Source organism: Stenotrophomonas sp. GD03958 (assembly GCF_029839005.1).
GTDB classification, from domain to species: domain Bacteria; phylum Pseudomonadota; class Gammaproteobacteria; order Xanthomonadales; family Xanthomonadaceae; genus Stenotrophomonas; species Stenotrophomonas hibiscicola.
This window is the reverse complement of record NZ_JAOBZT010000005.1, coordinates 75,781-96,112: the sequence shown is the minus strand read 5'-3', so window position 1 is coordinate 96,112 and position 20,332 is coordinate 75,781. Positions and strand designations below refer to the sequence as shown.

At 60.7% G+C, this 20,332-nt stretch carries 17 protein-coding genes and 4 pseudogenes; 2 read left to right on the top strand and 19 right to left on the bottom strand.

Annotation, left to right across the window (positions count from 1 at the left end; genetic code table 11):
* Nucleotides 1–16: 16 nt before the first annotated feature.
* From N5C25_RS03030 to N5C25_RS02940, 19 genes and pseudogenes are all read right to left on the bottom strand, one after another.
* A complete protein-coding gene (locus N5C25_RS03030) occupies nucleotides 17–550 on the bottom strand; it encodes a DUF4189 domain-containing protein (RefSeq protein WP_154081328.1) in 534 nt (177 codons plus the stop codon).
* 56 nt (nucleotides 551–606) lie between these two features.
* A pseudogene (locus N5C25_RS03025) lies at nucleotides 607–1,415 on the bottom strand (type IV secretion system protein).
* 272 nt (nucleotides 1,416–1,687) lie between these two features.
* On the bottom strand, nucleotides 1,688–2,167 hold the full coding sequence (locus tag N5C25_RS03020) for a DUF4189 domain-containing protein (RefSeq protein ID WP_227844496.1): 480 nt from the start codon (nucleotides 2,165–2,167) through the stop codon (nucleotides 1,688–1,690).
* 215 nt (nucleotides 2,168–2,382) lie between these two features.
* Nucleotides 2,383–2,766 (bottom strand): annotated as a pseudogene (locus N5C25_RS03015) (type IV secretion system protein); the annotation flags it as partial.
* An 834-nt stretch (nucleotides 2,767–3,600) separates the two neighbouring features.
* Nucleotides 3,601–3,858, bottom strand: a pseudogene (locus tag N5C25_RS03010) (type VI secretion protein); the annotation flags it as partial.
* Nucleotides 3,859–4,351: 493 nt separating this feature from the next.
* Complete coding sequence (locus tag N5C25_RS03005) at nucleotides 4,352–4,867, bottom strand: DUF4189 domain-containing protein (RefSeq protein ID WP_079993548.1); 516 nt, start codon at nucleotides 4,865–4,867, stop codon at nucleotides 4,352–4,354.
* Nucleotides 4,868–4,940: 73 nt separating this feature from the next.
* Nucleotides 4,941–6,086, bottom strand: coding sequence for a type IV secretion system protein (locus tag N5C25_RS03000; RefSeq protein WP_134735807.1), 1,146 nt, complete (start codon nucleotides 6,084–6,086; stop codon nucleotides 4,941–4,943).
* A 61-nt stretch (nucleotides 6,087–6,147) separates the two neighbouring features.
* On the bottom strand, nucleotides 6,148–6,999 hold the full coding sequence (locus N5C25_RS02995) for a hypothetical protein (RefSeq protein ID WP_262213411.1): 852 nt from the start codon (nucleotides 6,997–6,999) through the stop codon (nucleotides 6,148–6,150).
* Nucleotides 6,996–9,443 carry a VirB4 family type IV secretion/conjugal transfer ATPase gene (locus N5C25_RS02990; RefSeq protein WP_134735809.1) on the bottom strand — a complete coding sequence of 816 codons (2,448 nt, stop codon included), beginning with the start codon at nucleotides 9,441–9,443 and terminating at the stop codon, nucleotides 6,996–6,998. Before N5C25_RS02990 ends, N5C25_RS02995 begins: the two co-directional genes overlap by 4 nt.
* A gap of 81 nt (nucleotides 9,444–9,524) precedes the next feature.
* The gene (locus tag N5C25_RS02985) at nucleotides 9,525–9,833 is read right to left on the bottom strand and encodes a VirB3 family type IV secretion system protein (RefSeq protein WP_019660289.1); all 309 of its coding nucleotides are present in this window, start codon (nucleotides 9,831–9,833) and stop codon (nucleotides 9,525–9,527) included.
* Nucleotides 9,826–10,233, bottom strand: a complete 408-nt coding sequence (locus N5C25_RS02980) for a TrbC/VirB2 family protein (RefSeq protein WP_207049148.1) — start codon at nucleotides 10,231–10,233, stop codon at nucleotides 9,826–9,828. The genes N5C25_RS02985 and N5C25_RS02980 overlap by 8 nt, the downstream gene beginning before the upstream one ends.
* A 568-nt stretch (nucleotides 10,234–10,801) precedes the next feature.
* Nucleotides 10,802–11,266: pseudogene (locus N5C25_RS20480) on the bottom strand (lytic transglycosylase domain-containing protein); the annotation flags it as partial.
* 15 nt (nucleotides 11,267–11,281) lie between these two features.
* A complete protein-coding gene (gene virB11, locus N5C25_RS02970) occupies nucleotides 11,282–12,325 on the bottom strand; it encodes a P-type DNA transfer ATPase VirB11 (RefSeq protein ID WP_207049150.1) in 1,044 nt (347 codons plus the stop codon).
* A gap of 14 nt (nucleotides 12,326–12,339) precedes the next feature.
* Complete coding sequence (locus N5C25_RS02965; protein WP_279936379.1) at nucleotides 12,340–13,593, bottom strand: TrbI/VirB10 family protein; 1,254 nt, start codon at nucleotides 13,591–13,593, stop codon at nucleotides 12,340–12,342.
* A complete protein-coding gene (locus N5C25_RS02960; RefSeq protein WP_279936378.1) occupies nucleotides 13,590–14,369 on the bottom strand; it encodes a TrbG/VirB9 family P-type conjugative transfer protein in 780 nt (259 codons plus the stop codon). The genes N5C25_RS02965 and N5C25_RS02960 overlap by 4 nt, the downstream gene beginning before the upstream one ends.
* Entirely contained in the window at nucleotides 14,366–15,421 is a 1,056-nt protein-coding gene (locus N5C25_RS02955) for a type IV secretion system protein (RefSeq protein WP_019660295.1), read from the bottom strand. Before N5C25_RS02955 ends, N5C25_RS02960 begins: the two co-directional genes overlap by 4 nt.
* 89 nt (nucleotides 15,422–15,510) lie before the next feature.
* Nucleotides 15,511–15,957, bottom strand: coding sequence for a hypothetical protein (locus N5C25_RS02950; RefSeq protein ID WP_021202791.1), 447 nt, complete (start codon nucleotides 15,955–15,957; stop codon nucleotides 15,511–15,513).
* A gap of 424 nt (nucleotides 15,958–16,381) precedes the next feature.
* A complete protein-coding gene (locus N5C25_RS02945) occupies nucleotides 16,382–18,061 on the bottom strand; it encodes a type IV secretory system conjugative DNA transfer family protein (RefSeq protein WP_058981382.1) in 1,680 nt (559 codons plus the stop codon).
* Between the two features lie 36 nt (nucleotides 18,062–18,097).
* The gene (locus N5C25_RS02940) at nucleotides 18,098–18,355 is read right to left on the bottom strand and encodes a hypothetical protein (protein WP_058981379.1); all 258 of its coding nucleotides are present in this window, start codon (nucleotides 18,353–18,355) and stop codon (nucleotides 18,098–18,100) included.
* Between the two features lie 130 nt (nucleotides 18,356–18,485).
* Between N5C25_RS02940 and N5C25_RS02935 the strand changes: the two genes are divergently transcribed.
* Nucleotides 18,486–18,782 (top strand): hypothetical protein, encoded by a 297-nt coding sequence (locus N5C25_RS02935; protein WP_227844464.1) that lies wholly within the window; start codon nucleotides 18,486–18,488, stop codon nucleotides 18,780–18,782.
* 248 nt (nucleotides 18,783–19,030) lie between these two features.
* A complete protein-coding gene (locus N5C25_RS02930) occupies nucleotides 19,031–20,242 on the top strand; it encodes an MFS transporter (RefSeq protein WP_279936377.1) in 1,212 nt (403 codons plus the stop codon).
* The last annotated feature ends 90 nt before the right edge of the window (nucleotides 20,243–20,332 follow it).

The following is a 20,332-nucleotide window of genomic DNA, read 5'->3' as shown; positions in this document are numbered from 1 at the left end:
CGACGAACTTGCATCGCTAGAACTTACGGAAAACGGGTTCAGAACAGTCTGCGTAAAAGACCCTGCACTTCTTTCCACTGGGATCTACGCAACCTTTACCCGCCAAGGAGATCGCTTGCCTTTTCTTTGGAGCCTTACCAACTGCGGATTTAGCCCCCGAGCCACCTGAAGAAGGAATCAACCACGCGACGCACTGATTTGAGTAAGAGACAGTAACCTTGCAGTCCGTGGCTCCTCCACCACCACAGCGCCTCACAGCCTCGGCAGCGGCGGCTTCTGCGGAATTCATTCCGGAGGCCATTCCTACCTCAGAAGTTGCTTCGGACGCAGCGATTGCTCCCCACGTACTTAACCATTCCCCCGTCGGCGTTGGAGGAAGTAGCGGCAGCTGATCCGAGCCACCGCTGTCGCCACCAGGAATCGGAGCACAGCCTCTGGCCCCTTGCCCTCCTATCGGGTAGAACCCTGGCGGACAACTACCGCCTTCGGCAAGTGCGGACACAGGAGCCAGCAGCACCCCAAAGAAAAGGAGCAAAGAAAGCAGCTTCATCGTTTTCACCTCTTGCATCCAGTACCCTACCCATTCAGCAACTGCCGTGACATAGCTCACCGAACTGCGGCGTTACCAAGCGACCCCGGCGTATGTACCGAGTTGCTAGTACCCGGCGCGATTTTCGGGATCGTAAGGCTCTGGCTACTCACGGATTCCTCTGAATTGGTTGGAGCTGCCGGCTTGTAACTACCCGGCGGCTGTCCGCTCGGTCCCGGCGCCTGTGCCACCGGGCTGCCACCTATCTGCGAATATGCCATGAAGCTACCCAAGGTGCCCTGGAAGAACATGGCCGCCATTGGGGGCGCAGTCAGAATCAAGGTCGTCAGAATGAGGCCCATGCCGCCCTGCTGCATCGCCTGACTGGTCATACCGTCGCTGGAAGCTCCGTCAAGGAGGAACCTGTTCACCAGCGCCGTCGCCCAGAACGAGGAAGACACACGGATCACCATATCCAATGCAATGGACACCATTGCCGACAGCACCGCCATCGAGAACATGGTCCCGATTCCGTAGAAGAGCCATCGCTGGAACAATTGTTTGGTCTGATCGAACAACAGACAGAGGATGAACAGTGGGCCGAAACCGATGAACAACGCCATCGCGACCTCATAGAGCAACAGCATCGAGCCAGACCGCCCGTACCCAAGCCGATGAACCACATGGCTCGTGTCTTGTCTTCCTGCAGCCCCGGGTCATTCAGGATCTTGATTCCGTCCACGCTGGACAGCGCAACCTGCATCCAGGCCAAGCTCTTGTCGATCTGCTCCTCGGGCTTCTGATCCTTCCCGGTAACGACGTGGGTGATGAGACCCTTCACGTCCTCGGTCAGGAATTCATGAAGATCCCGGCCAAACATGCCCATGCTTGTCGCTACAGCCACGATCAGTACTGGCGTTCGCCTCTTCTATCGCGGGGGCCATCAGTAACTCGCCACTTAATCCCGGGGCAATGTTAGATTCAGCATCTGATCCGCTGTCATTCATCTTTCTGCCATCACGCACTCGAGCTACGGAGGCATGCCGATTCGCCTCTACAACAGCCGCCCAAGTCAGCGCGCAATTATGGCGCACCGAACCATTCCGGCCTGGCTGACATTCAATCGAGCCGGACGATCACAGACCCGCTATGGGACTTCTAGAATTTCTCGAAGATCGGCTCAGAGCAAGCGGCATAGACGGCAGCACAATCGCTCCCTCCTTTCGAGGCACAGAGCCTGGAGGCAAACTCCTTTGCACTCTCGATCGTCGCGCCAGTACCAAACTGCGTGGTTCCATCTGTGCCCGAGCTGGCGACAACGGCGGCCACACATTGATTCTTATATGTAATTGTGACCTTACATCCCACTCCGCCGGATTCAGCACACTTCCTCTGCGCCTCTTCAACAGCCTCCGTCTTCCGTACCCGCCCTGTTGAGGAGCCAGAGGCACCCGACGGCGCCAACGATATTGCGCCCCAGGTCTTGATCCATTTACCCGTCGCTCTAGGCCCACTGGTAGCTGCACCTTCGCCTCCGGGAATCGGCGCGCAACCACCGACCCCCTGCCCTCCGATGGGGTACTGCCCAGGAGGACACCGTCCCTCAGCCTGAGCCTCAAGGGCCGATGTGGCGAACATGAACACCATCGGCGCTAGCAAATGGATCATTCTCATCAGGCAACTCTCCTTACACAGACAACGCGTATCTCCGCGAACTAAATAGGTGCCTTAGCAAATCGACCTGTATCTGACTGCGTATCGGCAACATGTGGAGATCCAGTAGATCTACCCATCTGTCCCACTCCGCTCGCCACATGCCCGGAGCTCCCCTTCTCTGGAGTCGTCGGCGTGTAGTAACTACCCGGCGGCTGCCCACTCGGTCCCGGTGCCTGAGCCACCGGGCTACCACCTATCTGCGAATATGCCATGAAGCTACCCAAGGTGCCCTGGAAGAACATGGCCGCCATTGGGGGCGCAGTCAGAATCAAGGTCGTCAGAATCAGGCCCATGCCGCCCTGCTGCATCGCCTGACTGGTCATACCGTCGCTGGAGGCCCCGTCAAGCAGGAACCTGTTCACCAGCGCCGTCGCCCAGAACGAGGAAGACACGCGGATCACCATATCCAATGCAATGGACACCATTGCCGACAGCACCGCCATCGAGAACATGGTCCCGATTCCGTAGAAGAGCCATCGCTGGAACAACTGTTTGTCCTGATCGAACAATAGATAAAGTACTAACTTCACCCCATGCCAATGAGATCAGCATTGCAGCTATAAGCCAGCAGGCAAATGAATTTCAGACCGAAGCTTGCTCTCCAAGAGCGCTCGACACTCTCACGCAGACTAAACCTGTGAACAGCGACACCCAGCCTTAGTGCAAAGTAGACTTCTCAAGCGAAAAATAGAAGCGGCCCACTTCTCAGCAGCCCCCCCCCTAAAACAACAAACAAAATGTCATTACTCACAACATCAACCCAACGCCAGGATTCACATCAGCGGAAGGGCTTAAACTCAGACATGCTGCAGGCAGAGTAGATAACAGTACAACTGCGACCCTTTCCCTCGGACTCACAACGGCGCACTGATTCCACCTTCGCATCTTCTTCATTAGGTGATCGATACGCCACAGTTTTCACGTCGACGAGGGGTACTGAACCAATCACCGGGCCAGCTAGCGCGGCGCATTGATTGTGATACTCAAGAATAACTTTACACTTCTGCCCCCCCATGCGCTGACATTCAGAAAGCGCGAGGGACCTAGCTTCTCTCTTTGTTTTTTTAACCTCCGCCACACCAATCGCCAAATTCTGGCCGACTTGATGGTCTGTGTCTTGCGCCAAAGCACCCCACCGGGTTTCCCATTTACCGGTCGGCATGGGGCCACTGCTCTCACCACCAGCTTGACCACCGGGAATTGGCGCACAACCTCCTATACCCTGACCTCCCACGGGGTACTGCCCTGGGGGGCAACGTCCTTCTGCCAACGCCACATTAGAAATAACGAGCAGCAAAAGCACGACAATGCACTTCATACGCACACCTTTATCATTCGACACTGTCAATCCACGCTCAGGCGCCAGCCTGCCCATACTTTCCAGTATCTTGCTTGACCTCACCTGAGCGCCCGATACCGTAACCAGAAGTCGCTCCATGGCCGGAACTGACCGATGGAGCACTGGAATGATCCTTTGTCTGGGCCGGCGTGTAGTAACTACCCGGCGGCTGCCCACTCGGTCCCGGTGCCTGAGCCACCGGGCTACCACCTATCTGCGAATATGCCATGAAGCTACCCAAGGTGCCCTGGAAGAACATGGCCGCCATTGGGGGCATGATTCATTACTGCCGCGAGGCTCTCGGCTCAGCAGGATCCCCCAAGGCACTACCCATTCGATACGGTCAGAATAATGTCGCGACGGAGTTGCTTGCGCTTGCGCTTGTGCCTGCTCCTGCCACCCGCAGATATGACCAGCTCAATGATGCGATCCACCAATAGAGTAGATAGCTTCGCACCAGCTGAGAACCGGTAGCAAGACCGGACATTCAACGCACGCCTAGTATCTCTTGAAAAGTGGAATAGTGCACGCGACGTAGACGGATCTACATTTTCCTCCGGCCGCCGCTTCGCAATCCCGTTAGGCAGTCTGGGTTACCCAGTCTACTTTACTGGAATTAACGCATTTCGTCCCAGTGAACATCAGTTCAGGAGAGGAAACTGCTGAGACACATTCAGCCGGAAACAAGCGCGCAGAATTTTATGCCGTGACTCGCCAAGGATAACGCTGTTCGAGACTATACTAGCGAGCCCACCGGCACATTTACATCAAAACTCTTCAAAAATAGGCTTGGTACAGTTTTCATACAGCACCGCGCACTTCCCGCTCACATCGTTCTTGCACTTGGAATGCGCCATTATCAGCGCCATTTCCGGCGTAGCACCACGCCCCAATGCCGACATTCCACGACCAGTCTTTCCACTTGGAATGACCCAAGCCACACACTGATTTCGATACGCCAAACTGACGGAGCAATCGGCGGCACCTGTTGAACTGCACTTCCGCAAGGCCTCTTGCTCTGCCGCTAGCTGTGACCGAAGGCCGGTCGATGCTCCTGCATCCTGAGTAGACCGAGACTCGGCGATTGCCCCCCAAGTCTTTATCCACCGCCCCGTCGGAGAGTTTGCGGGCAATTCGGAAATCCCGCCACTCGATGTACTACTCGGTGCGCCACTTGGAATGGGGGCACAACCTCGGGCGCCCTGACCACCGATCGGGTAGTAGCCGGGAGGACAGTTCCCCTCCGCCGCAGCCGTCGCAGCTGCGCCCAGAAGAGCAAGCATCGACAAGGAAATTACATAGCGTCGAAACTTCATTCTCCAACTTCCTCCAATCTCTGGACCGCAATCATCCAATTCAAGCTACACCCGTACCAGCGTTACCCCTAAGGCCTGGAGAATGTGTCGCGGAATCCGGGCCGACGTGCAACCTAGGGTTCGCTACCTGCATTCCCATGGGTGAACCTCCACCTTCTCCCGCGGGGGCTTGGGGCCTGTAACTCTGCCCGCCCGTCGAACCCGGCGGCTGACCATTCGGGCCAGGCGATGCCGGTACTGCACTACCGCCTATCTGCGAATATGCCATGAAGCTGCCCAATGTTCCCTGGAAGAACATCGCCGCCATTGGGGGCGCAGTCAGAATCAGCGTGGTCAGGATCAGGCCCATGCCGCCTTGCTGCAGCGCCATGCTCGACATACCTTCACTGAAATTCTGACCCATCAGCGTACCCGTCAACGTGCTTCCCCAGAAGGCGAACGCAACCTTGGACACCATCTTCATCGCGATGCCGGTCATCGCTGCCAGAACCGCCATGGAGAACATCGTGCCTATGCCGTAGAGCAGCCACTTCTGGAACAGCTGCTTGGTCTGGTCAAACAGCAAGCACAGGATGAACAATGGCCCCAGGCCGATGAACAACGCCAGCGCGACCTCATACAGCAAAAGCATTGAGCCAGCTGTGACTGCCGGACCGCCCGTTCCCATGCCAATGAACCACATGGCACGGGTCTTCGCATTGTCCAGCGTCACGTCGTTCATCACGTCCAGCGCGTCAACGCTGGATAGCGCCAGCTGCATGTAGCCCAGATTCTCATCGATTAGATCCTCCGGTGAGTCCTTCTTCCCGGTCACGACGTAAGTGATCTCGTTCTTCACGTCATTGATGAGAAAGCCATGCATCTCGCGACCGAACATACCCATGGTCGTGGCAACCGACACGATCAGCGCAGCCTTGGCCATGTTGGTCACAAGCACCATCAACGAATCGCGGCTGCGCCCGGTGGCGATCCGGAAACCCTGAATCAGAACCCAGAGCGTCATGAGAGTCAGTGCAATGCCACCGACCCACGCCATCATGCGTCCAAGCAGCTTGACGCCGTACTCCGCGATTTCCTTATGCAGGTAATCGAGGATCAGCCGGAAGAACACAAAATCACCAATTGAGGATGACGCGTGCAGATTCTGCAGCATGTGCAAGGGACCCTGCCCCAACATGCCATCCATCAGCCCAAGATCCATAACTTCACCTAGAATGTGATTGCAGCTCGACCGGAGCAGCGTCTAATCAGTTGGAGAGCGCTGCCTTCAGTGCCGCGGCCTTCACTACGGTACCGAGAGGTGACTGACCGGTACCCTTCAATGCGCGCTGCGCAAGAATCTGCTGCATCTTGGTCAGCGCCTGAATCTGCTTGTCATACCCTTCAGTCTTCTTTTCCCAAGTCGCAAAATCCGCCTGCATATAGGCATCAGAAACGACTGCATTCGCGGAGGCCTCCGCCATCGCACCCTCGCCGCTCCACAGATCACGGATATCCTTGATCCTGTCCAGCACCTTGCGCATGTCAGGCATCGTCTTCTGCACAACTTCCACGGTTTCGTTGTACTTCTGATTCTCCATGACCTGGATTGCAGCGCAGATGTTGCGCTGCTGGGCTAGGATGTCCCCACCCGGGCTCAAGTCCAACGCAGTAAGGATACCGCTCAGGCTCATGATATTGCCGGCGCCGCAGCGCTCGGCGACATTCCACTCAAGCGGAACCGGCTCCAGCTTCACGCCTTGAGGCATCAGTGGCGAGGCGATGATCTGATTGAACTTCGCGAGCTTCTGCGCCCAGTTCTGAGTGGTTTCCAGAAACCGTTGCGCCTGGGTACTGTACTCAGCCAAGGCTTCCGCCTGAGCGGCAAGTGTATTGGCTTCAGTCAACGTGCTGTTTAAGGTATTCAATCCAACTTCAACCACCGGGATGGTGTATCCCTTCGCAGGGAAGACAAGCAATGCGGCGACGGAAATCGCCATGGCGGTGAAACGGAGCCGGGATCCTGCGCTCGGCGTCTTGGCAATACGGGGAGGGGTTTCCATGTTCTTCTCCATCGAATTCAAGGGGCTTGCTGCGTTCACGTCCATTGCGACAGTCATGCTGCAACCTCCTCATTGTTGGATGCGGGCTTTCCGGAGCCCTTGCGGTTCTTGTAGAAATCTTCCAACCACTGCTCCGGCGTCAGCTCATCCACCGTCACCCGTGCACGCACGGCGGCGGTCTGCAGTACGCGATGCATGATGTCGATGTTGTCGGTCGAGGCCGAGATCACTGACAGGATGTCGTCCATGCCACGCAGGTTGAGCTGGCACACGCTGGAGGCATGACCCTGCTTGACCAGGAAGCAGCGCGAGCGCTCGTCCAGGGCGGTAACCACCTTGAACTCGGCCTCGGTCAGTTTCAGGCCATCCATGTAATCGCTCTTGCTGGCATTCGGGTTCGGCAGCAGGATCAGGGTGGCGGTCTGTTCGATCAGGGCGGCAGAGATATCGCTCTTCAGCGCGTCCTCCGGGCTCTGCGTTGCGAAGATGCCGAGACCATTCTGCTTACGGATGGTCTTCTGCTTGTTCTTCGCGAATTCCTTCAGACCACCCTCGCCGTCCAGGATCTTCCAGAATTCGTCCATCACGTAGATCAGCGGACGACCATCGATCAACGACTCCAGGCGGTGCAGCAGGTAATTGATGACCGGCACGCGCACTTCGGGATTGTCGATGATGTCGGTGTAGTCGAAGCCGATGATGTTGGCCTTGCTCAGGTCAACGGTATCCACCGGATTGTCGAACACCCAGCCCAGCGAATTGCCCGAGGTCCAGCGGCGCATGCGTGCATAGAGCCCATCGTCGCCCATGTTGGGCAGGCTCTTCTGGAAGTTGGTCATGCTGCGCAGGTGCATCGGCGTATCGAGCATGCTTTCCACTGCGCGGTAGATGTCCTCCTCCTCGCGCGCACTGTACTCACGCTTACCGGCCAGCACCTTGATCAAGTCGGCCAGGAACTGCACGTTGGCTTCATTGTTCTCGCACTGGAACGGGTTGAACCCGGTCGGCGCGCCGTTCTCCAAGGCCAGATAGTTACCACCGCAGGCGCGCACGAAGATCTCCGCACCCCGATCCTTGTCGAAGAAGAAGATGGTCGGTGACGGCTCATACTTCTGCACCTGGCTGAGCAGGAAGTTGATCAGTGCGGTCTTACCGGTACCGGACTTACCAATCACCATGGTGTTGGCGATCGCCTTCTCGCCCAACGAGTTCTCTGACGGATGGGTCGCGTGGAAATTGAAGTAGTACGGCTGGCCGTTGGTGGTCTGCAGCGTGGTGACGCAGTCGCCCCACGGATTGTTGTGCTGCTTGCCGGTCGCGAAGTTGTGCAGTGGCGACAGGCCCAGGAAGTTCAGCGAGCTGACATTGGCCAGGCGGGTGCGGTAGCGCCAGTTGGCCGGCAGCTGCGAGTAGAAAGACGAGGTAACCGCCAGATCTTCCTTGGTCGACACAAAACCGGCATTGGACAGCTCGGCGCGCGTCGTGGCCACGTTCTGCGACAGCTTGGCCTGGCTATCGCCGTAGACTGCCATGATGAAGTGGTATTCGCCCAGCACGAAATTGCCCGACGACAGCTGGTCCATCGCCTGGTCCAGCTCGACAATCTGGCTGACTGCCTTGTCACCGGAGGAGATCATCATGCCCTTGGTGCGGTCGAGCACCTTGAGCGCGTCCTGACGCCCCATCGGGCTGAACGAATGGGTGATGACGTACTCGTAGTCCAGGTACTTCAGGCCGTTGAGGATGCCCGGGTAAGTCCCCTCGGCATACTCCTTGATGTTCAGGATGGCGCCGAAGTGGTTGGCACCATTGGGGGTATTGATGACGAAGTCACCGGTCTTGGCCGAAAACATGTGCCGGCTGACCGGCAGGTAGTCCTTGATGGGTGCCGACAGCACCGGGACCGGCTCGTCAATGCGATTGATCAGGTAGCCGAACAGCTCCAGCGTTTCAGAGAACACCACGCCGTTCTTGGCCTCGTACATTCCGAGGCGGTACGGCGCGTAGTCGCGGATGACGGCCTCGACGTTGCCGGCCAGCTCCATCAACTTTTCTACTGCCTGCTCCTGCTCGGCGCGCAGCTTGTCCACGTTCGCCGACTTCTCGACGAAGCGCTTGCCCGCCACCACGGGGCGGTAGATCATGGTCAGGTACAGCTCGTTCTGCATGATGCGCTGTGAGGACAACATGCCCATGTACTGATCGGACACATCCTGGTTGAAGCGCTGCTTGTAGTTGCTCTTGCCCTTCAGGGTCCGGCGACGACGGATGTCATGCACCCAGAACGCCACGTTCACGAAGTCGGGTGCACGCAGCGTCTGCAGCAGGCGGTTGAACGTGTTGTGGCGATGCTCAAGCTCCCACTCCTCACGGCCGACGAACGGCAGCCCTTCCAGATGCCAGGTCAGCAGGTAATCGCCGCCCGTGGTCTTGACCACGTTCGGGGCGACGTGCGACGACAATGGAATGAACTCACTGATGGACGTGTCAGGGCTGAACATACGACTGCTTCCAAAGAGGTAGTGCCAAGGAGTTACAAAAGACCCGACGGGCGCGGACGCCCGCCAGGCCGGATCCGGACCTCAATCCATTCGGGCCGGCTTGTCGCGGTAATGGTTGGGGTTGAACACCCACATGCCATCGTGTTCCTGCACGTTGCGGACTTTCAGCTTGAACATCAGGCGCAGGCCCAACAGGCGGAAGATCATTTCGTCACGCTTGGCCATCTGCCGCATGATGAAGACCGCCACCGGAATGGTGAGCAGGAACCAGAAGTTCGTGTACATGCTGAGCAGCAACAGTCCGCCTGCCACCATGAAAAATGGCAGGTAGGGCACGCCCAGGAACATCGCTGGGCGCGTGCAGCCGCGGAACACGACGTTCTTATGCACTGTAGTACTGGATCACGTGGTTGATCAGGTAGGAGGTGCTGGTGCCAGCGCCGCACTTGCCGTCGCTGCCCTCGCCCAGCAGCATGCGCGCGATCTGGCCCGCAGCGCCGATCAGCACGCCGCCAATCAGAATCGGCGCGACGTCACCGATGCGCTTGTGTGCGAAGGCGATCTGGTAGCCAGCGAAGATCACCGCAATGGTCACCACGGCGATCGAGGCCATGTTCAGCAGGCCATTGATGTTGGAAAAGAAACCGCAGACCTTCTTGTCGGTGCCGCCGAAGTCGGTGTTGGTGGCGAACACCTGCGGGGCGAACAGTGCGCCAACGAAGATCGTGGCCATCAGCAGGGTCTTCAGCGTGCGCTGGGCCTGGACGAGGTCGAGATTGGATCGCTTCATGGATTGATTTCCTTGTTGATGGACTAACACAACTGAATCGGCCAGCCGGGGGACTGGCCGCACCACGACTTCGTCAGAACACGAAGGCCGCATCCCCTGCGGGAATCTGTTGCACCGGCGCGGCCTGCACCGGCGCGTTGTACGAATTGTCGGTACCGGCCACAGGCTGGTTACGCTCACTCCAGGGGCGCAACATCACTGGACCCTCGTTGCCGGCGCCAGCCGCGCCCGGCAACTGCTGCGGCATGGCCATCGCCTGTGCGGAGCCCTGCTGTGGCAGCTGCTGTGGCAGCTGCTGCGGATAGGCGCCCGCTTGGGTCGGCTGCGCCTGCGGCTGCATCATCCGATCCACCGAACCCAGTACCACCTTGGACAGTGCCTGGTCGGCGATGTTCAGCAGGCTGCCCCGCGCCATCGCCCCGGTGGACGGGTACACGACATAGGCGCGTGCGGGATCTTCCGACGGCACGTACACCGGGCCATTGGACTGCGCAACGATGCGCGCCTGCGCCGGCGAAGCGAGCTGCGGATGATGCTCGACCTTTACTGCACGGCGCTCACTGCGACTGACCACGTCGATCGGCGCGACACCATTGCTGGCGACCTGCTGGCCGCGGCGGATCGAGTCGTAGATCTTCTGCACGTAGCCGTGACGGAAGCCGGTCTCGAAATTGCCCGAGTAGTAGCAGCTGAACGACTTGCCCCAGTCACCACCGGAGCGCTTGTAGCACTCGGCGAGAATGCGCGAACCGGCCTGCAGGTTCGGGCACTGCTGGAAGGCCTTCTCGTAGGAATCCAGCCCGTATTTGCCCAGGTTGTAGCGATTGACCTGGGCCAACCCGATCGAGAAGTTGTAGCCCTTCTCTTCCAGCATCCGTACCGTCGCCAGCGCTTCGTCCAGCGCCTTGGGCTGGCGCACCAGTGCACCGCCCACCACACCGATGGCGTAGGGATTGCGCGATGACTCGACGTTGATGACGTGCTGCATCACGTCCATCGAGACGGCCATTTCCGGGCACGCCATCATTTCCAGTCCTGGCAGCATTGGTCAGCCCTCCTGCCCCTGGGCACGCCCAGGATTGAAGTCGATGCCGGTGATGTAGCGCGAGCCGGCATGCGCCTTGATATGCACGACGATGTCGATGGTCATCATCAACAGCCGCTTGATCACGTTGAACTCCAGGCCCGAACCTTCGGCTGAAGCCTTCACCATCAGCGCCAGCTGGTCCCAGGTCTGCTCCGGGCTGCCGGCATGGCAGCTGGTGATCGAGCCCGGGTGGCCGGACGCGCAGTTGCGGATGAAGTAGAACGCTTCGTCACCGCGCAGCTCGGCCAGGATGATGCGTTCGGGCTTCATGCGCAGGCAGGCTTCCATGCAGCTCTTGGCCGTCACATTGCTGGTGCTCTGCCCGCCCTTGGAATACAACAGGTGCACCACGTTGGGCTGGGTCAGGAACAGCTCGCGTGCGTCCTCAATGGTGACCAGGCGCTCGTTGTCCGGGATATGGTTGACCAGCGCCTTCATGAAGGTGGTCTTGCCGCTGCCGGTCGCGCCGGATACCACGATGTTCTTGCGGTACATCACCGCACGCCGGAAGAACTCGGCGTACTCTCGCGAATGACGCAGCTCCAGCAGCTCGCGATCCTGCTCGCTGATGCTGCCATCGCTTTCCAGAATCTGGTTGAAGAAGCCGTCTTCTTGATACTGCGTGAGCGACTTGGTGTGCTTGGAAGGCAAACGGATGGTGATCGACACCTTCCCCGCGTCACAGGCCGGCGGAATCACGAACTGCGCACGCTGGCCGGTGGGGAACGTGAGCGACACCACCGGATCGGCATCGGTGATGCGCTGGCCGGTGTTGCTCTCGTTCACCACTGCCGTGCAGAACTGCCGGGCCCGCTCGAACGTCAGGCTCGGCACGTCCACCCGCTGCCACCCCGCCCGGGTTTCCAGGTACAGCTCGCCGGGACGGTTGATGCAGATTTCCGTCACTTCCGGAGAAGTCATGTACTCGGCGATGCCCAGCACTTCGTACTGATAGCGCAGGAAATCGCTGGAGACGAGGGCGAGGGGGGACACTTCGGCGTCCATGATCGTTCGTTGGGTTACCGGCGGGGATTCAGCACATTGGTGAAGTCAACGTCCTTTGCAACGTAGACGTTCACGATCGTGCCCTGGTTGATGGTGACGGTCGGCGGACGACGGGTGCTGCTGAGTGCCTCATTGGCCAGGCGCTCCATCGTGCGGGCGGTGGCGCTTTCATAGGGCGACTGCACCGTCATGCCATTGTTGGCGATGGTGGTGGTCTCCGGGCCGTGCTCTGCGGCCGCATACTTGAAGGCATCGGAAATCAGGCTGATCATCAGCGCCGAGGCGATACGGCTGCCCCAGTGTGCGCTGTACTGGCCCGGATGACCGGCGCCACCCAGCTGATCCACGCCCGGGCTGGACATCGCAACGTCGATTCCGTTCGGGGTAGTGATGCGATCCCATATCACTTCCACGCGCTTGCCTATCGGACCGCCGCCGTAGGCGCCATAGATCTTGGAGCCCTTCGGCAGCAGAAGATTGCGACCGTTGATCGAGTACACCGGCTCGGTCAGCAGACACGAGGTATAGCCGGCGAGGTCGGTGATGATGCGGGTTTCCAGCACGCAACGCAGGTAGGTGCCGCGCACCAGCAGTGCATCGGGGCTTTGGATGTAGGTGGCACTCGACACATCTCCAACGTCCGGGCCCCGGCGAATCTTCTGCTGACCCTGCTGGTTCGGCATCATGTTCGCAAGCAGGGCTTGACGGGTCTGCTCGTCAATTGCACTGCGCTGAGGCTGTGCGCGGTTCCCTGCCGCAAGCGCAGCGTCATCCACACCTGCCATGCGGCGTTCAAGCAGCGTCGGCCCACGAGGCTCCGCTACTTCCGGACGGGAAGCGACGGGCACCAGTTTCGGGCCATCATCCTGCGGCATCGGCGGGAGCATGGGAATCGGTTCGGCGGCAGCCGGCGGCGCTTGGGGCGGAGGAGCAACGTCCGGCAGCGCCGGCGTGCTGGCACGCGCGACATCCGGCACCTTCTGCGCGGCGTCGTCACCATCCTGGCCCTTGCGGAACAGCAGGAAGCCCATGGCCACCAACAGCAACACGATGCCACCGAGGAACAGCAGCGCCTTGCGGTTCAGCCGCTGCTCTTCGGCCGAGCGCAGCTGCGGCGCGGCCGCGTCCAGATCCGGCGCCGGCTCGGCCTGGGCCGTGCCGAAGTAGGGATTCGACGGCGCGTCCGCGGCACCCTGTGCGCCGTACGGGCTCTGGCTCTCGTCGCGTCCATTGTTCGGGTCGTTCCCGGGAGTGTTCTGCTGGCTCATTTCTTCACGTTCCTTCGCAGGCCGACGACGAAGTCGCCGTGGCGGATGACCAGGTACGGGTGCGTCCCGTGCACGATCAGCGTATTGCCTTCAACCGTGGTGTTGACCACAAAGTCTTCACCGTATTCCGTTTCACGACCAAACACGGCCGGGAAGATGCCGGTCTTGTACTCCGGCGAATTCGGCAGTTTCAGGTAGGTGAAACGGCCATCGTCGTAGGCGTTGACCGGGATCAGCCACCCCATCTTCTTCGCCTTGCTGGTCGAATAGGAGTAGTTGAAGTTGTACTGGCGGTCCTTGGCCAGTTCCGAGCTCAACAGCGGTTTGGCCTCTTCCTCCACCGCTTCCTGGGCGACACCGAACACGGTGTCGTTGGGATAGACGAAGGCGATCTTGTACTGCACGCCTGCACGACGGGCCTGCTCCAGCTGGCGCCAGTCGGTGGCCACCACCTTCAGTTCGAAGATGTAGGAATGGGTCTCGGTGCGCACCATCAGGTTGGTATCGACGTCGACGTTCTTCGGCTTGAGGTAGAACACGTTCTCGCGACGGGTCAGTTCCCAGCCGCTGCTGAAGCCGGTGCTGTAGTCGAGGATCTTCTCGTTCGGGCTCAACTCGATCTGGGTGGTCAGGCCCAGGCCGGTGCGAACCGGATAGATGCGGTCCTTCTCGTACTCGTAGTGGTCAACCGCCTGCGCCATCGCCGCTGCTGAGAACAGCAACGATAACATCGACAGCAGCGCCAGCGCGCTTCCCCTGATATTTCGACTACTCATCGGTTGCTTGCTCCATCAGCAGTTCCGGTGGAATTGTTCTGCGCCGGCCTCATGGCCGGCTGTCCGGGCATGGCCTGCCCCGGCATTGCTTGCCCCTGCACCGGCTGACCCGGCATCGGTTGGCCCTGTACAGGCTGTCCCGGCATTGCCTGGCCCGGTACCTGGCCGTTGGCTGGCACCGCGACCGGCTGGCCGGTGGCCGGGTCGATCATGGTGGCTGCGGCCGGATTGTTGGGATCGTAGACACCCTGTGCCTGCTGCGCCGCCTGTGCGGCCTGCTGCGCCTGCGCCTGCATGGCACCGTCATCCGGCACCGGCACGCCACGCGAATAGTCGTTGTCGACGCGGTACTCGGTGACCTGGAAGGCCAGCGGATTGAGGATGCGATCCTGTTCGGACAACGCCAGGTTCTGGTTGTACTCGAAGCGCATCGTCACCAGCTGGTTGTCCAGGTAGGTAGAGACGCCGGTGCGCTTGTCCAGCAGGCTGCGCTGGATGCGCACCGAAGCGCCGCGGAAGCTGCCGTTCGGCTCGGCCCCCAGTGGCGTGATGCTGAGGATCTTGACCCGGATGGCGCGCTCGCGACCGTACATCACGAACGGGTTCTGCGGATTGTTGCCGGCATAGCGGACACGCATGGACTGCGCCACCGGATCGGTGGACATCACGAACACCAGTTCCCAGTCACGCAGGCCCATCACCGCCGAGTCATACGATTCGCGCGCGAGCACGTACTGGGCGACATTGCTGCGATTGATCGCTTCGTTGGTGGTGATCGTCTCGCCCTGGAAGGTGCCACTCAACCGCGCGACGGTCGCGGTACCCGTGTAGGCATCGGCCATCACCAGGAACGGCACCTTCTCCTTCAGCGGCAGCATGTAGTAGTAGCCGCCCGCCAGTGCGAGCGACATCAGCAATGAGCCTGTGGCGACCCACCATGCACGCCGCTCGCTGCGGCGTGCCATGTCGGCCACGGTGATCTCGTAGCTGACCGCCTTGGCGACCGACTGCTCGACCTTGGGGCTATTGCCGGGATCCTTCTTGCGGAACATGGATTCTTCCGTACTGCTGAAACATCAATGGGCGTGGCACCCCTGCGACAGGCGCGGGGAGCGGCACGTTCGATGATTTCGAGGTGGACTCAGGTGCCGCTGTTGGAATCAGCGCCCTGCGCCGACGCGGTCGGCGTCGAGCCAGCGCTCTGCACAACGATCTGGTTGCCAACGATGGAGACCGAGATACCCTGCGCCGAATAGGCCGATGTCAGATCGATCACGGCCTGCTGCGCGTTGGTCGTATCGATCTTCGAGACCGCGCCATAAAGGGTGAAATCCGAGCTGAGGCGGTAGTCCAGCGTGCGCCCGGAATCCTTGGCCCAGCGCTCGAGCATGGCTTTGAGCGTGCCATCCATCGGCGAGGCCTGGTAGACGTAGCTGGAGTACAGCGGAATTTCGGTCGTTGTCGCAGCAAAGCGGTTGACCGGCTTCCAGCGGCCTCCGAAATCGGGAGCGGACTTGGTGGCGCAACCGGCCACCATCAACGCCGCCACTGCGGCGATGGACATTTTCGCGATAAACGCCTGATTCATACGGGCTTCACTTTGACGTACGAAAAAGCAGTCCCGAGCATTGGTCCCCTGGTCGTCCGGCGCTGCATCGCGCACGCCGGAATCAGAGGGATGCGCTGCGTACAGCACACCCACTCCGGCTCCCCTGCAGCCAGCGGCTGCCAACCAAGTTGCGGGGCCGCCGGACATAGCCGACAACCCACCCGCATACCTCACCAACGTCGAAACCATCCTTGTTTCCATGGCACAAACTCCTGGCCACCCTACTGCCACATCTTTGACATCCAGCACACATTTCTGGACGACAGACATAGGGTCGCACAACCACGCGTCAATTCCATGTCAGACAAGTCTGAAAATCTATGAACAGATGCCGAATTTTTGACTTCCCTCACGTTTTCACTTCAATGAATATGAATCCAAGTCACAAATTTAGCGTCGTGAATTAGACGTTAAGCATCGGAACATCGACCTTCGGCAGCAGCCTGGACGTGAAATAGCGATCCTTGTAATAGCGGATCTTGTCGCATTTCACCGGATGCGGTATGCCTTCGTAGAGGAACACTTCCTTGTCGGGCCCCATCGCCTTCAGCTCCTGCGGCAGCATCAGTGCACGCCGCTCTTCGGTGAAGTTGTGGGTCTTCTCTCTGGCATGCGTGACGTTCTTCTTGCGCACCGTGGTGTAGCCCAGCATGTCCGAATAGTCGTTGGCATCCTGCTGCTCACGCGGCGCGTACAGGATCTGCAGGGCATGGTTGGTGATGATCGTGCGCGAGACTTCGCGGCCGTATGTGGCATCGAGCTGGGCCATGCTCTGGATGATCGGCAGCAGGCGGATGTTGTAGCCAGCCATGTAGGACACCGCCGAGGCGATGATCTCGACTTTGCCGATCGAGGTGAATTCGTCCATCAGCAGCAGGCACTGGTACTTCAGGTCCGGGTTGGACCTGGGCAGTTCCTTGGTGTTGAGGTTGATCAGCTGACTGAAGAACAGGTTGATGATCAGCCGGCTCTCGGCCAGCTTGTTCGGCTGGATGCCGATGTAGATGGTCATCTTCTTCTTGCGGACGTCGGTCAGCAGGAAATCGTTGCTGCTGGTGGCCTTGTCCAGCACCGGATTGATCCAGGGGTTCAGCGGCTCCTTGAAGGTGCCCAGGATCGAGGCGAAGGTCTCGTCCGCCTGCGAAAGCATGTTGGCGAAGGCCGAACGTGCGTTGGCACTGAGGAACGGCCGCTCCGACAGGGTCTTGAGGTACTTCTTCAGGTCGGTCCCGTCGCCCGAGGACAACCGGTACACCGCGCCGAGCGTGGGCGTGCCGGCGCCCCCCGGGAAACCGCTGCTGCGCTCGTCGTCCCAGTTCTCGAACAGGTACAGCGCGAAGGCCATGAACGCGTTGCGCGCCTGGCTGACCCAGAACTTCTGGTCCTCGGCCCCATCCGGATACAGCATCGCAGCGATGCTCATCAGGTCCGAGACGCGGAACGCGGGATCGTCGGAGACGTAGCTGAGCGGATTCCAGCGATGCGTGCGCCGGTCCTCGGCGAAAGGATTGAACAAGTAGATTTCCTGACCCTGGCTGGCGCGCCAGCCGCTGGTCAGGTCGAAGTTTTCCTGCTTGATGTCCAGCACCACCAGAGATTCGCCGTACTCCAGCAGGTTCGGGATGACCACGCCCACGCCTTTGCCCGAGCGGGTGGGCGCGGCCAGGATGACGAACTGCTGGCCATCCAGGCGCACCAGCTTGCCACCATGGCTGCCGACCACGATGCTCTGGCCGGTCTTCTTGAACATGCCATGCCTGGCCAGGTCGGCGCCGGTGGCAAAGCGTGCATCGCCGTGCAGAGAGCGCTTGTCCTTCTTCAGCAGCAGCACCAGGCCGGTCACCACCAATACCAGCAGCGGCAGGCCGAAGCCCACGTAGCCGGCCCATCGGATCTTGCCAACGAAGGGCGCGACCTGTGGCTGGTCCAGCGCGTTGAAGTACTGGTAGTAGGTGTTCCAGGTGAACAGCTTGGTATCCAGGCCCAGGAACAGCAGCGTCAGGTAGCCGGAAAACACGAAACCAAGCAGCAGGGTCGCCAGCGTGATGATGGCGATGAGCAGATACTTCTTACTGGGCAACACCCGAATCCTCCATGATGCGCACGAGGGCGCGACGGCCTAGCGGCGGCGCCAGCGCGACGCCTTTTTCCGCAGGTGATTTTCGTTCTCCAGCCCGGGCTCTTCGCCCTCTTCACGCACCCGTTGCAACAGCAACTGGCGCGCTTCGGCCAGCGATACCAGGTCGGTCAGACGATCCCCATCGTCGGCAACGACCGCATGGCCGACCACATCGCCCGGAGCGTACACCGGCTCGTGGGACACCGCTACCAGCTGGAAGCGGCCACGGGTTTCCAGCACATGCCTGAATTCCTGCATCGAACTCCTCCTCCTCGGGGCGACGCCGCGCCCCTGCCCAGCCATCATGCCCATCGCAGTGTCATCGCCGCATCGACAACCGCTCCCTGCTTTTGCGCGAAACTGCGCGCCGATATCCAAGGAGACCGATATGGACTGGGTAGCACTTGCCCGCACCCTGGCCACCGAGGCGCACGCCGGCCAGATGGACAAGGCCGGCCAGCCTTACATCGGTCATGTGGCACGGGTGGCGGCTGCGGTGCGCGGCGACGATGACGCCGAAGTGGTGGCGTGGCTGCATGATGTCGCCGAGGACTGCCCGGCGTTTGCCGCACGCATCGAGGCATTCCCCGCCCCGCTGCGCGAGGCGGTGCACCTGCTCAAGCGCGCCGCGGCCCCCGACGCGGACAGCTACTACGCGCGCATTGCCGCCCACCGCTGGCACTGAAGGTGAAGCGGGCCGATCTGGATGACAACGCCGATCCGCAGCGCCTGGCGATGCTCGACGCGGCGACGGCCGGGCGCCTGCGCGGCAAGTACGCGCACGCCCGGGCAGCGCTGGGCATCTGACCAGGCCGCACGGACAGCGGGGGGGCGGCGTGTCACTGATCGAACGCTGATTTACCTGAGCGCGGCTGCCCTTGTTGCGGTGCAGCAGTACAATGGGGGGCTCCCCCGCCCCGTCGCGCCCCCCGCATGAGCCCCACTTCTTCCCTGGCTGCGCGGCTGACGCCCCGTCAGCGCACCCTGATCATCCTCGCCCTGTCTCTGGGTGGCTTCGCCATCGGGACCAGCGAGTTCGCCAGCATGGGCCTGATGCTGGAGATCAGTCGCGGCTTGTCGATCTCCGAAACGCAGGTCGGTCACCTGATCAGCGCCTATGCCATCGGCGTTGTCGTCGGTGCGCCGATCCTCGCCTTCGTGGGTGCCAGCTTCCCGCGCCGCAAGCTCTTGTTGGCGCTGATGGGCTTCTACGCGGTGGGCAACCTCGCCAGCGCGCTGGCACCCAATTACGGCACCATGCTGGCGGCACGCTTCGTCGCCGGCCTCCCGCATGGCGCCTACTTCGGCGTTGCGATGCTGGTGGCCGCGGCGATCAGCCCTGCCGGCCAGCGCGGCCAGGCGATGTCGCGGGTGCTGCTGGGCCTGTCGATCGCAATCCTGGTCGGCAACCCGCTGACCACCTGGCTGGGCCAGCAGCTGAGCTGGCGCACCGCCTTTGCCCTGGTCAGCGTGCTGGCCATCGCCACCGTGGCGATGATCGCCCGCTTCCTGCTGCCGGATCCGGACGAGGTGCGCACCTCGCCGATGCGCGAACTGCGCGCCTTCAACACGTCCCAGGTGTGGCTGGCGTTGGCGATCGGCGCAGTCGGCTTCGCTGGCATGTTCTGCGTGTTCACTTACCTGGCTCCGACCCTGGTGCAGGTCACCGGCGTGGCCGAATCGTGGATGCCGCTGGCGGTGGGCGTGTTCGGCATCGGCGCGATCATCGGCAACATCGCCGGTGGCTGGCTGGTGGACAGGTTCCACTTCAAGGCCGCCGCCGTGGTCCTGCTGTGGTCGATCCTGATGCTGCTGCTGTATCCGCAGGCCGCGCAGTCCGTGTGGACGATCGGCCCGATGATCATCACCGTCGGCACCATGGGCGCGCTGGCGGCAGTGCTGCAGACCCGCCTGATGGACGTGGCCGGTGAAGCACAGACGCTGGCGGCCGCCTCCAACCACGCCGCGTTCAATACCGCCAATGCGCTCGGCCCCTGGCTGGGCGGCATGGCGATCAGCGCCGGCTTCAGCCCGGCCAGCACCGGCTATGTCGGTGCGGCCACTGCCATTGGCGGCCTGCTGCTGTGGTGCGTGGCGGTGTCACTGGACAGGAAGCGTAAGGCCGCCGTCGCCGGCAGCCACTGAAGAACCGGCATTCACAGGCAAGTGGATGCCAGCGCCTTGACCAGCACGGCGCTTCGTACCGGCAGCACCTGCAATCTGCCGAGGGGTGTT